The organism is Plantibacter auratus (genome assembly GCF_050587365.1).
Lineage (GTDB): Bacteria > Actinomycetota > Actinomycetes > Actinomycetales > Microbacteriaceae > Plantibacter > Plantibacter auratus.
The window spans coordinates 926,245-936,879 of sequence record NZ_JBOBFV010000002.1 but is presented as its reverse complement, the minus strand read 5'-3'; the positions used below and the strand labels follow the sequence as shown (position 1 = coordinate 936,879).

8 protein-coding genes and 1 pseudogene are annotated in these 10,635 nt (G+C 68.9%); 6 read left to right on the top strand and 3 right to left on the bottom strand.

The window, feature by feature from the left end; genetic code table 11:
* The first annotated feature begins 35 nt into the window (after window positions 1–35).
* Window positions 36–1,358 (top strand): annotated as a pseudogene (locus ACQ3HE_RS11655) (ABC transporter substrate-binding protein).
* Between the two features lie 7 nt (window positions 1,359–1,365).
* Window positions 1,366–3,468 (top strand): alpha-galactosidase, encoded by a 2,103-nt coding sequence (locus ACQ3HE_RS11650; RefSeq protein WP_430892879.1) that lies wholly within the window; start codon window positions 1,366–1,368, stop codon window positions 3,466–3,468.
* An 85-nt stretch (window positions 3,469–3,553) separates the two neighbouring features.
* Here the strand turns inward: ACQ3HE_RS11650 and ACQ3HE_RS11645 are convergent, their stop codons facing one another.
* The 3 genes from ACQ3HE_RS11645 to ACQ3HE_RS11635 all read right to left on the bottom strand — a co-directional run bounded on the left by ACQ3HE_RS11645 (window position 3,554) and on the right by ACQ3HE_RS11635 (window position 5,132).
* Entirely contained in the window at window positions 3,554–3,967 is a 414-nt protein-coding gene (locus ACQ3HE_RS11645; protein ID WP_430892878.1) for a peptidoglycan-binding domain-containing protein, read from the bottom strand.
* A gap of 88 nt (window positions 3,968–4,055) precedes the next feature.
* Entirely contained in the window at window positions 4,056–4,496 is a 441-nt protein-coding gene (locus ACQ3HE_RS11640) for a hypothetical protein (protein WP_430892877.1), read from the bottom strand.
* A 96-nt stretch (window positions 4,497–4,592) separates the two neighbouring features.
* Window positions 4,593–5,132 (bottom strand): hypothetical protein, encoded by a 540-nt coding sequence (locus ACQ3HE_RS11635; RefSeq protein WP_430892876.1) that lies wholly within the window; start codon window positions 5,130–5,132, stop codon window positions 4,593–4,595.
* Between the two features lie 260 nt (window positions 5,133–5,392).
* Between ACQ3HE_RS11635 and ACQ3HE_RS11630 the strand changes: the two genes are divergently transcribed.
* The 4 genes from ACQ3HE_RS11630 to ACQ3HE_RS11615 all read left to right on the top strand — a co-directional run bounded on the left by ACQ3HE_RS11630 (window position 5,393) and on the right by ACQ3HE_RS11615 (window position 10,567).
* Complete coding sequence (locus tag ACQ3HE_RS11630) at window positions 5,393–6,253, top strand: carbohydrate ABC transporter permease (RefSeq protein ID WP_430892875.1); 861 nt, start codon at window positions 5,393–5,395, stop codon at window positions 6,251–6,253.
* Window positions 6,250–7,188: a carbohydrate ABC transporter permease gene (locus ACQ3HE_RS11625; protein ID WP_229939202.1), complete on the top strand. Its 939-nt coding sequence runs from the start codon at window positions 6,250–6,252 to the stop codon at window positions 7,186–7,188. Before ACQ3HE_RS11630 ends, ACQ3HE_RS11625 begins: the two co-directional genes overlap by 4 nt.
* Window positions 7,189–7,281: 93 nt before the next feature.
* A complete protein-coding gene (locus ACQ3HE_RS11620) occupies window positions 7,282–8,616 on the top strand; it encodes an ABC transporter substrate-binding protein (RefSeq protein WP_430892874.1) in 1,335 nt (444 codons plus the stop codon).
* 46 nt (window positions 8,617–8,662) lie between these two features.
* Entirely contained in the window at window positions 8,663–10,567 is a 1,905-nt protein-coding gene (locus tag ACQ3HE_RS11615) for a BNR-4 repeat-containing protein (protein WP_430892873.1), read from the top strand.
* Window positions 10,568–10,635: the final 68 nt, after the last annotated feature.

The window sequence follows — 10,635 nt, the reverse complement described above, 5'->3', positions numbered from 1 at the left end:
CCATCCCGCACCATTCACAGAAGAACGGATTCGCTATGAACCTCAAGAGAACAGCGGTCGCCGCAGCGGTGCTGTCGGCCGTCGTCCTGAGCGGCTGCTCCTCCACCGGGTCGGAGGGCGGCAGTGCTGCTGCCTCCTGCGCCCCGGCCGAGGGCAAGGTCGACCTCAGCTTCACCTCCTGGATCCCCGGCATCGAAGAGGTCGTCGACGTCTGAAACAAGGAGAACCCCGACATCCAGGTCAAGGTCCAGACCGGCCCGAACGGCAACAGCGGTACCTACCAGAACTTCTTCAACCAGCTGAAGGCCGGCAACGCCCCCGACCTCGGCCAGATCGAGTACGACGCCCTGCCGAACTTCCGCGTGCAGAACGGCCTCATGGACCTCGGTGCGTGCGACGACGTCATGGCCGCCAAGGACGACTTCGTCGACTGGACCTGGGGTCAGGTCTCGCTCGGTGAGTCCGACTCGGTCTACGCCGTCCCGCAGGACTCCGGCCCGATGGCCATGTTCTACCGCGCCGACCTGTTCGAGCAGAACGGGATCGCCATCCCGACGACGTGGGCCGAGTACAAGGAGGCCGCCAAGAAGGTCCGCGCCACCGGTGCGTACATCACGAACTTCTCGCAGGGCGACATCAACCAGTTCGCCGGCTTCGTCTGGCAGGCCGGCGGCAGCTGGTTCAACAACGACGGCTCCGACTGGACCGTCGACCTGACCGACCCCGCCTCCAAGAAGGTCGCCGACTACTGGCAGGACCTGATCGACGAGGACCTCGTCTCGACCGTCCCCACCTGGACGACCGAGTGGGACAACGCCTACAACTCCAGCGCCGCCTGGACCTGGAACTCCGCCGTCTGGGGCGCGAACTCCATCGCGTCGGGTGCTCCCGACACCGCCGGCAAGTGGGCCGTCGCGAAGGCTCCACAGTGGGAGGCCGGCGACTCCGCGGCTGGCAACTGGGGCGGTTCCTCGACCGCCGTCTTCACCGGTTCCAAGCACCCCTATGAGGCGTCGAAGTTCGCGCTGTGGCTGAACACCTCCGATGAGGCGCTCACCATGCTCAACAAGAGCGCCAACATCTACCCGGCGACGAAGGAGGGCCTGAACCTGCCCGTCCTCAAGGAGGGCGTCGACTTCTACGGCGGCCAGCCGATCTACGATGTCTTCGCGGAGGCTTCCTCCGAGGTGTCGGAGGACTTCGCCTGGGGTCCGACGATGACGCAGACGTACAACGACGTGTCCGACGGTTTCAAGGCTGCGGTCTCCGGCGACGGAACCCTGCTCGACGCCCTCACCAAGGGCCAGTCCGCGACGATCGACGCCCTGAAGGCGCAGTCCATCCCCGTCAAGGAGTAGCAGAGCAGTGATCCACCACCTTCGTGCCGCGGGCGTCAGCCTGATCGTCGACGCCCGCGGCACGGAGGTGCCCACCATCCTCCACTGGGGAGCCGATGTCGGCGAACTCGCCGCCGACTCCCTCATCGCCCTCGCCCACGGGCTGACGCCGGCGATCCCGCCCTCCTCCATCGACGCCCCGCCGCGCCTCAGCCTCCTGCCCACCGTGTTCGACGGTTGGAGCGGCCGCCCGGGTGTCGGCGTGCACCGTCCGGGCGGAACCGATGCGTCGAACCTGCTCGCGCTGCGGCTGATCGACCAGCAGGCCACCGACACCTCGCTGGTCCTGACGACGTCCGACGAGCGTGCCGCGGTGACGATCGTCTCGACGATCGAGTTGACCCCCCAGGGCGTGCTCCGCGTCCGGCACACCGTGCGGAACGACGCCGAGGTCGACCGACCACTCGCCGTCGACGCCCTCGCCGTTGTGCTCCCGGTTCCCGACCGCGCCACCGAACTCCTCGACTTCACCGGTCTCTGGACGCACGAGCGCACGCCGCAGCGCCACCGCCTCGGGCAGGGCGCTTGGACGCGCGAGCACCGTCACGGACGACCCGGCCACGACGACGCGTTCCTGTCCGTCACGGGCGCACCCGGCTTCGACTTCCGCAGCGGCGAGGTGTGGGCGACCCACCTCGCGTGGAGCGGCGACAAGGTGATCTGGAGCGAGCGCTCGCCACTCGGCCCCGTGGTCACCGGCTCCGGTGAACTCCTCGCGCCCGGCGAAGTCACGCTGGAGCCGGGGGAGACCTACGAGTCGCCGTGGACGGTCGCCGTCTACTCCGACGCGGGTCTCGACGGCGTCTCCGCGCGACTGCACCCCTGGATCCGCTCGTGGAGCACGATCACGAAGCCCCGCCCGGTGGTGCTGAACACCTGGGAGGCCGTGTACTTCGACCACGACCTGCCGACACTGCTCACCCTCGTCGAGCAGGCGAAGCGCGTCGGTGTCGAACGGTTCGTCCTCGACGACGGCTGGTTCACCGGCCGCACGGACGACCGCCGTGCGCTGGGCGATTGGTTCGTCGACCCGGAACGCTGGGCGGGCGGGCTGTCGCCACTCATCGACGCGGTCACCGGTGCCGGCATGGACTTCGGGCTGTGGGTCGAGCCGGAGATGGTGAATCCCGACTCGGAACTCGCGCGCACGCATCCCGATTGGGTCCTCGGGCATCCGGACGCTCCGAGCTGGCGCTTCCAACGGGTGCTCGACCTGGACAACCCGGACGCCTTCGCGTACCTCCTCGGACGACTCGACGCGTTGCTGACCGAGTACGACATCGCGTTCCTCAAGTGGGACCACAACCGCGACCTCCTCGGCGGCTCGGCGCACCGGCAGACCACGGCGCTCTACCGGCTGCTCGACGAGGTGCGTGCCCTGCATCCCGGTGTCGACATCGAGTCGTGCGCCTCAGGTGGCGCGCGGATCGACCTCGGCATCCTCGAACGGGTCGAGCGGGTGTGGACGAGCGACACGAACGACCCGCTCGAGCGGCAGTCGATCCAGCGCTATACGGGGCTCGTGATCCCACCGGAGTATCTCGGCGGTCACCTCGGTGCGGCGCGCTCGCACACCACCTGGCGCACCTCGGACCTCGCGTTCCGCCTGGCCACAGCCCTCTTCGGGAGCGCTGGCATCGAGTGGAACCTCAACGAGGCGAGCGAGTCGGAACTCGAGCTGATCGCGGCGTGGATCGCGCACTACAAGCGCCTCCGCCCGCTGCTGCACACGGGCGAGGTCGTCCGCATGGACAGCGCCGACCCGGCACTGCACGCGCACGGGGTGATCGCCCAGGACCGCTCGTCCGCGATCGTCGCGCAGGTGGCGCTCGCCGCACCGCTGACGGCGATCCCCGCGCCACTTCGCGTGCCCGGCCTCGATCCCGAGCGTCGCTATCGGGTCCGCCCGCTCGACCTCGGCGCGCCCGCCCGGTCGATCCAGGACGTGCCGCCGGTGTGGCTGACCGAGGGCTCGGTCGTGCTCACCGGCCGCGCGCTGGCCGAGGTCGGGATCGCGATGCCGCTCCTCGCTCCCGAGCAGGCGCAGCTCTTCACCCTCGACGCGGAGTAGCCGCCACGTTCGTTCGCCCGTTCCCGGGTGAACGAGAACTCCCTCGCCCGAACACGGGCGAGGGAGTGTCGTCGTGCGGGTCCGGTCAGATGTTGCAGCCGGAGGCGCGAGCCGCGTCGTACGGGAACCAGGCGACCGGACCGGGTCCCATCTGCGGCGCGCAGAGGATGTTCCAGGTCTCGGCTCCCACGACGCCGTCGACCTGCATGCCCCAGTACGTCTGGAAGGCGACGACGGCTGCTCGGGTCTGCTCGCCGAACTGACCGTCGACCTCCAGGTTGGACACACCACCGGGGATCCTCGGTCCGAAGGCGTTGAGCAGGGTCTGGATGTTGGCGACGCACCCGCCGTCGCCACCGGCGGAGTACTGGTAGTCGACGCATTGGCCGGCTGCTTCGGCTGGTGTGGCGGTGGCGACCCCGCCGACGGAGCCGGCGATGGCGAGACCGAGGACGGCCCCCGCGACGGTGATCCTGTTGCGCATCGTTCGTGTGGTCATGATGTTCCTCTCGGTCGACTGCTCGGACCCCACGAGCGTAGGTCGAGCGTCTCGAGCGGTGAATGGGCAGTGGTGCCCATGCCCGGGTTCAGTCCGCGAGGAGATCGGGCGGGGTGACGACCAAGCAGAGGACGCCCCAGAAGATCGCGCCGAACACCGAGAGGACGACCGGCAGCGCGACCAGGTCGGCTCCCGTGCCGGCCAATCGGGTGAACTCCACCGACCACATCCAGACGCCGAGACCCAGCACGGCTGCTCCTCCAGCGAGTGCTCGCTGCACCCGACGGTTCGCCTGCCACGACTCGCGGAGCCCGGCGAGACCGAGGATCGCGGCGACCACGGACAGCACGAGCGGGACTGTGACCATGAGCCAGGTCGGCGCGGTGCCGTCGACCACTCCGTTCCGGTCGACGTGGACGTCGAGCGTCGGGGGAGCGGTCGGCAGGACACTGCAAGCAACGGCGATGCCACCTGCCAACGGGAGGCACATCAGCCCGGCCGAGACGACCTCGCGGACGGTCCTGCTCATCGGTTCGCCCCCCAGCGCCTCCGGTGTGTCCGTTCGTTCGCCCATCTTCGGGCGAATGTTTGTTCGTTCGCCCAAACATGGGCGAACGAAGCGCGGTCAGTCGATGCCGATGTCCTCGCCGACGACGGTGATCTGGGCCGGGACGGGCCAGGGGTGGTCGCCGACGGGGGCGAGACGGACGAGTTCGGTGACCCGGGGCGCCGGCGCACCAGCGGAACCGATGAGCCAGCCGCCCACGAGGAAGGTGGTGCCGGGGACCGACCAGACGGCGATGCCGGTCACGCCGAAGTCGCCGTAGGCACCGTCGGAGAACCGCACCGTGACGAGGTCGCCGTGTGAGAGCTCGGCGAGCTGAGCGGCGGCGGCACCGGGGTCGGGGTCGACGGGGTCCAGCTCGGGGATCGTCTCGAGCACCTGCAGCGGCTTCGTCGGCTTGCCGTTCTGGTCGAGTGCCGTGCCGGCCAGGAGGAGTCCACCGATGATCGGCGAGCGGCGGGCCCGGCCTGCGAGGTCGAACACGCCGTAGCGCGGCACGCTCAGACGCGCTTGCAGTGAAGCAGCGTCCTCGGCCGACTCGATGGCGGCCGTGAGGCCCTTGATGTCGCGGCGAGCAGGAGCGCTGAGGTCGTAGTTCACCCATCAACTCTCCCATGTCCACTCTGGCGGCGGACAGACACTCTCAAGCGACAGTTTCAATCAAGTATGAACAGTCCGTTATGGAACCGTGACCAGTGTGCGTTGACCTGTCACGCGGACACCGGGCATGCTGAACAACACTTGGCCGCTGATAAACGCGCCGCCGCCCCAGGAAGCCCCGCATGCAGCGGAATGCTCCTCACAAGGATGTGAGTATGACGACTTCACAGTTGGAAACAAATTCAAACAAGCCAAGACGAATGCCGGACGGGATGTTCGCGTTCGTCCTCGTCCTCCCTGGTCTCGCGCTACTCGTCGCGGTCGTCGCCTATCCGTTACTGACCGCTCTCGTCACGGCGTTCTTCAAGCAGAGCTTGGTGGTGCCCGGCCGCGAGTTTGTCGGATTCCAGAACATCATCGACGTGCTGCAGGGTGACTTCCTCAAGCTGCTCGGGCAGACGATGGTCTTCACGCTCGGCACGACGATCGCCCCCTTCGTCATCGGTTTCGCACTGGCCCTCGCGCTCAACACCCGCATCCGCGGTGCCAAGGTGATGCGCGGACTCATGCTGATCCCCTGGCTCGTTCCCGGCGTCGTCGTGTCGTTCCTCTGGATGTGGATCTTCAACGCGAACTACGGAGTGGCGAACGCCATCCTCGGTCTGTTCGGAGTCGACGCGCAGGCGTGGCTGGCACAACCCCAGACGGCCATGTTCGCGGTGATCGTCGCGAAGACCTGGCAGTCCTTCCCCTGGATCATGGTCATGCTGCTCGCCGGCCTGCAGACCGTGCCACAGGAACTCCATGAGGCGGCCGAGATGGACGGCGCCGGGACCATCCGACGCTTCTTCTCGATCACGGTCCCGCAGCTGAAGGGCATCATCGGCCTCGTCCTGCTGCTCGAGTTCATCTGGAACTTCCAGCACTTCGACATCATCTACGTCCTGACGGGCGGCGGTCCGGCTGGGAGCACCCAGACCTTCGCCACCGCCGTCTACGAGACCGCCTTCCGCGGCTTCGACCTCGGCCACGCGGGCGCCCTCGGGCTGCTCTGGCTCATCCTCCTGATGGCGCTCGTCGTCGTCTACGTCCGATTCTCGGAGAAAGGCGAGCAGAAATGAGCGTCTCCACCGCCCTGCCTGCACCGCAGGACACCACGCCGGACCCGCAACCGCCGTTCGTCGCGACCGAACTCGGCACGCTGCGACGCCGTCCGTCGCTCTTCCGCTCGGAGAGCCGGGCGGTCCGGATCAGCGCTTGGGTCGCGGTGATCGTCTGCGGCGGCTTCGGGCTGCTGCCGGTGTACTGGTTGCTGGCCACCTCGCTGACCCCGCGAGCCCAGGTCTTCTCCTACCCACCGAAGCTCTTCCCCACGGAGATCAGCTTCGAGGCCTACACCGCCCTCGCATCGAACCCGGACCTGTTCGGTTACCTGCGGAACAGCATCATCGTGTCGGTCATCACCGCCCTGCTGTCCGTGATCGTCTCGGCCTACATGGGCTACTCGTTCTCGAAGTTCCGCTACCGCGGGCGTCGATCACTCATGTACTTCGTGCTCGCCTCGCAGATGTTCCCGCAGGCGTTGCTGCTGATCACCCTGTACTCGGTGTTCAGTGCCTACGGACTCCTGAACACCTACGCGGCGCTGGTGCTCTCCTTCACGACGTTCACCCTGCCGCTGTGCGTCTGGATGCTGAAGGGCTTCTTCGACACGATCCCGGACGAACTCATCGAGGCGGCTCGCGTCGACGGGGCGTCCCGACTGCGGATCATCCACTCCATCGTGCTGCCGCTGTCCGCACCCGGCCTGGTCGCCGCGGGCCTGTTCGCCTTCGTCCGCGGGTGGAACGACTTCATCTTCGCGCTCACGCTCGCGGGACCCGACAAGCAGACCCTCCCGCCCGGCCTCGTGAACACCTTCGTCGGTGAGGCGGCCACGGCTTGGCCCGAGCTCATGGCCGCGTCCCTCGTCGTCTCCCTACCCGTGGCGATCGCGTTCATGGCCCTGCAACGTCACCTCGTCGGCGGACTGACCGCCGGTGCCGTGAAGGGCTGAGCGCAGCGCACCGAACCGGCCCGCCGCCGGCCCCCCACAATCCGTTCCACCAACCCAGACACGTCCCACCAGGATCACGCTCGAGGAGGAGCCATGTCCCACACCACCCCGTCCTTCGCCACCGCCGCACAGCAGACCGTCATCACCCGCCGCCGTGCCCTGCAATTCCTCGGCATCGGCGTCGCCGCAGCCACCCTCGCCGGATGTGCGCCCACCGGTGCCGCACCCGGAGCGGGATCCATCCCGAAGGCGACCGCCGGCGGCACCGCGACCGACTTCGACTTCGCGAGCTGGTCGCTCACCGAGAAGGCTTCGGCACCCGCCATCCAGAGCCTCCTGCAGAAATACGAGGGCAAGGCCAAGATCGACGTCGGTGAGGTCTCCTTCCCCTACAACGAGTACATCAACCAGCTCATGCTGCAGGTCCGCGGCGGGCAGTTCTCCGGCGTCGCCCACGTCGACGTCGCGTGGCTCGGTTCGCTCGCGAGCCTCGGCAAGCTGCAGGACGTGTCGGGGCTGACCGAGGGACGCGGATACACGAAGGCCGGACTCACGGCGGCGACGTTCGACGGCGTGCAGTACGGCCTCCCGTGGACGATCGGCGCGATCGGCCTCGTCACCAACCAGGCGATCCTCGACCAGGCCGGCATCGGCGAATTCCCCACGACGATCGACGAGTTCGAGGGCTCACTCAAGCAGCTCAAGGGCCTCGGCAACGGCATGATCCCCTACGCGGCGTCGACGAAGGCCGCGCAGCTGAAGGACATCCTCATCTGGATGCAGACCTTCGGCAGCCCGCTGGTCGACGGCGACACCGTCACGATCGGCGACGACGCGAGCATCGACGCGGTCACCTGGTACAAGAGCCTGTACGACCAGGGCCTCATCGCAGCAGACGTCGACCGCTTCGACGCCCGCTCGCTGTTCGCGCAGGGCCGCACCGCGATCTACGACGACGCGATCGTCGGACGGAGCGCCGTGACCGGCGAATCGCCCGACCCCGACTTCGCGAGCAAGCTGCAGCCGGTCTCCCGGCCGGTCCTCAAGCAGGGTGACACGCCGCGTGCGCTCGTGTGGGGCGGGGCGCTCGCCGTCGTCGACGGTCCGGCCGCCGGCACCGCAGCGGACTTCGCCCAGTGGGTGACGTCCGACCCGGAGACCGTGCTCGAGGACTTCGCCGCCCGTGGTCTGCCGCCGGCGACCGAGGACGCGCTCAACTCCGACGCCGTGAAGAACGACTCGTTCGCCACGAACTTCAGCGACCGCATCACCAAGACGAGCTCGACCAACCCGTTCTGGAAGTTCGTCCAGTACTCGCAGATCGAGACGAAGATCGCGGAGAAGGTGCAGGCGGTCCTCGTCGGCCAGGAGCAACCGGCCGAAGCCATGAAGGCCGCCGGGGCGGCCGCGCAGAAGCTCGTCGGCTGAGCCGCGGATCGACGATCGGACGACTGTGACCGGCACCGGGGGAACCATGCGACGCAGCTCATCGAACACCGTCCGCGCGCTCGCCGCGGCAGCGCTCACCATCCTCGCGCTGGGGGTGACGGCGCCGGCGGTCGCCGCCCCCGGAGGACCGGTGCGGAGCGACGAGGGCGGGAGTGCGGTGACCGACACGGTCGAGACCGTGCCCGTCACCGTCGACACGTCGAACCAGGCCGGCTGGTGGCGACCGCTCGACGTCGTCGACGGTGTCTCCTACTTCGCCTTCAACGCGCCGGCGTCCACCGCGTCCAAGCACGAGGTCCACCTGGCCTCGCGGGGCGCGGACGGGACGTGGACCGAAGGGTGCCTGCGCTCGACGGCCGGCGGTGCCTGCGTGACCTTCACCGACGACAACGGCCACAACCAGCCGTCGATCGTGGTCGACGGCGACGGCATCATCCACGCCTTCGTGTCGATGCACAACGAGCAGTGGAACGTGTTCCGGTCCAGTGCACCCGGCGACGTCACCTCGCTCGTCGAGGCGACGTCGTCCATGCCCGACCTCGACGCGGCGATCACCTATCCGGTGACGGCGCGCGGCCCGGACGGCGACGCCTGGGTGCTCGTGCGCGTCGGGACGGACACGCTGGGGCGGCGGGAGGGGCGGCTCTACCGGTACGACCTCGACAGCGGTGTCTGGGAACGTGAGGCGGTGGTCGCCGCGGCGATCGGCTACTCCTTCTACCCCGACGACCTCGAGGTGGACGCCGACGGCCGCGTCCACGTCCTCTGGGAATGGGGCCCCTTCCCGGCGGACCCGGCGCGGCACCTCGGCTCGTACGCGACGTACGACCCGTCCGACGGTTCCTTCGCCGACGTCGCGGGGACCGCGCTCACCGGACCGATCACCCCGACCACCCCGGGATCCGTCGTCTGGCGCCCCTTCGGTGCCGGTGAGGCCATCGGCAGCTACACGCCGGCGCTGCAGACCGCGAAGCTCGCCCTCGACGGCACGGAGCTCGCGGGGATCGTCTACCGGTTCGTCGAGGCCGACGAGACGGCGTACGACGTCCGCTACGCCTCATGGGACGGCGGAGCCTGGAGCGACGAGTCGCTCATCGACGTCTCCGCGCTCGGTTCGGGCGTCTCGACGGTCGCCGGCATCGACACGACGAGCGCCGGTGGTGTCGACCGCGTGTACGCGGTCCTCGCCGTGCAGGTGTGCGGCGAGAACCGCAGCCAGGTGGTCCGACTCGAGCGCGGGGGAGCCGACTCGGGCTGGGCGGCTCGTGCGGTGGGTGATCCGGCGTCCGGCCCGCAGCGGCTGCGAGCGGAGACCGCGAGCGGGACGGACGTCCTCTATCTGACGGCGCCGGTCAGCGAGACCACCCGCGGGACCTTGCGTTGGGCCTCGATCCCCCGCGGTACGGCCGCGGAGACCGGCGGCACCACGCTCGCCGACATCGTGTCCGGACTCCGAGGCGAGCTCGGCGGGACGAACGTCGCGCTCGGAGCCACCGTGACGGCCTCCTCCGCGCTCCGCGCCGACACCGGCGGGGCGCTCGCCGTCGACGGCGTGTGCACGGACGCGAGTCGCTGGATCTCCGCGGTCGGCGACACTGCACCCACGATCACGGCCGCCTGGCAGACCCCGACGGCGCTCGCCGAGGTCAGGGTCAAGAGCGGCTACGCCGGGGGAGCCTCGACCGATTCGGTGCTCCGTGACTTCACGATCGAGATCCGGACGGGCGGTGCCTGGGTCGAGGTCGGACGGTTCGACGACAACGCCGCAGGCACCGTCACCGCGTCCGTGGACGGACTCGTGGTCGACGCGGTGCGCCTCCTCATCACCGACCCGTCCGCCTCGGCGACCGACGTCGCGCGGGTCTTCGAGATCGAGGCGATCGCGGCACCGGCCACCGAATCCGCGAGGAACGACGATGTCCCGGGATAGCGTTGTGCTCAGTCGGGACCGCAACGGTCCCGAGCGGCCGGGATCCACCCGGTCAGCAGTGAGGAGCA

Bases quoted from the DNA above. Each gene is read 5' to 3' on its own strand.
- ACQ3HE_RS11620 (WP_430892874.1), top strand. From the start codon at position 7,282: ATGTCCCACACCACCCCGTCCTTCGCCACCGCCGCACAGCAGACCGTC.
- ACQ3HE_RS11625 (WP_229939202.1), top strand. From the start codon at position 6,250: ATGAGCGTCTCCACCGCCCTGCCTGCACCGCAGGACACCACGCCGGAC.
- ACQ3HE_RS11615 (WP_430892873.1), top strand. From the start codon at position 8,663: ATGCGACGCAGCTCATCGAACACCGTCCGCGCGCTCGCCGCGGCAGCG.
- ACQ3HE_RS11640 (WP_430892877.1), bottom strand. From the start codon at position 4,496: ATGAGCAGGACCGTCCGCGAGGTCGTCTCGGCCGGGCTGATGTGCCTC.
- ACQ3HE_RS11645 (WP_430892878.1), bottom strand. From the start codon at position 3,967: ATGACCACACGAACGATGCGCAACAGGATCACCGTCGCGGGGGCCGTC.
- ACQ3HE_RS11630 (WP_430892875.1), top strand. From the start codon at position 5,393: ATGCCGGACGGGATGTTCGCGTTCGTCCTCGTCCTCCCTGGTCTCGCG.